Source organism: Fulvimarina pelagi HTCC2506 (assembly GCF_000153705.1).
Lineage (GTDB): Bacteria > Pseudomonadota > Alphaproteobacteria > Rhizobiales > Rhizobiaceae > Fulvimarina > Fulvimarina pelagi.
Window position 1 is genome coordinate 3,389,966 of the sequence record NZ_DS022272.1, and the last position, 1,125, is coordinate 3,391,090.

At 54.4% G+C, this 1,125-nt stretch carries 1 protein-coding gene and 1 pseudogene; one reads left to right on the top strand and one right to left on the bottom strand.

Annotated elements, in window-relative coordinates:
* Window positions 1-333: pseudogene (locus FP2506_RS19015) on the bottom strand (hypothetical protein); the annotation flags it as partial.
* A 420-nt stretch (window positions 334-753) separates the two neighbouring features.
* Between FP2506_RS19015 and FP2506_RS19290 the strand changes: the two are divergent.
* Window positions 754-1,065, top strand: coding sequence for a PAS domain-containing protein (locus tag FP2506_RS19290; protein ID WP_244404317.1), 312 nt, complete (start codon window positions 754-756; stop codon window positions 1,063-1,065).
* Window positions 1,066-1,125: the final 60 nt, after the last annotated feature.

Sequence of the window (1,125 nt, forward strand, 5' to 3'; positions counted from 1 at the left end):
GAAGATCAACGCGCCAACCAGTCCGATGCCGACAGCCGCGAGACGTCTCAATTCCACAGGCTCACCCAAGAGCGGACCTGCCAGCACTGGCAAGATGTGCGGTTCAACGAAGAATATCGCGATTGCTGTAGCGATCGGCACAACTGGGAAGGCGCTGGTCAGGCAGATGAGCGTAATTATCACGAGGAGGCCGGATAGGGCGACGATCGGGTCGCATTCGGAACTTCGAGCTCCTCCTTTGCTAGCAAGATCTTCCGCCGATTCAGTCGATTGAATACGTAAAAATGGAACACCTCGAGCCAGCATTACCAATGCGCTGGCGATCGAGATCAACAGCTATGCTGATCCCGTCACTTCCCAAACATGCTCGTCGAACGCTGGTTTACCATGACGGTTTTTAAGCTAGCAGTCATGGCAATCGGCTTTGCCCTCCCGATCAGCCAGTCAGCTGACGACTTTAACTTTATGCGGGAACGATCATATTCCACGTTTGTTGACAGGCGCTGAGTAGGTCTTCGATGTCGCGAAGCGGCTTTGATCCCTGCACGCTTGCCGCGTTGTTCAGAGCTTGTTCGCTGCGCCAGCCCCCTTGTGTAAGAGGTTTCATAGATGACGAACACGCAGCCGCCGCTGCAATCCACTTCCGCTGCGAGCAAACGGCTGCCAAGCATTCGGCGTGATGGAGCACAGCTGTTTGAGACTGAGCGCCGCCTCAACGCTGTGCTCAACAACGCGTCGGTTGCCATCTTCCTGATGGACGATCGTCAGCACTGCATCTACATGAACAGAGCGGCCGAGGAACTTACAGGCTGGAAGCTCGCTGAGGTGCTAGCACGCGACTGCCCGCTGCACGATATTGTCCACCATACTTATCCGGATGGCCGGCCATTTCCGCTTCACGAATGTGCAATCGATCGCGCTTTTCCAGAAAACAATCAGGAGCGCGGTGAGGAGGTCTTCGTCCATAGAGACGGTCATTTTTATCCCGTAGCTTTACGGCGAGCCCAATCCACGATGACAATGCGAACATCATTGGCACGATCATTGAGGTCGCGATATCAGTGAAGAGAAGCGGCTGCTGAGCGTCAGCGCCTGCTAATAAACGAACTGAATCATCGAGTAAAA

Bases quoted from the DNA above. Each gene is read 5' to 3' on its own strand.
- FP2506_RS19290 (WP_244404317.1), top strand. From the start codon at position 754: ATGGACGATCGTCAGCACTGCATCTACATGAACAGAGCGGCCGAGGAA.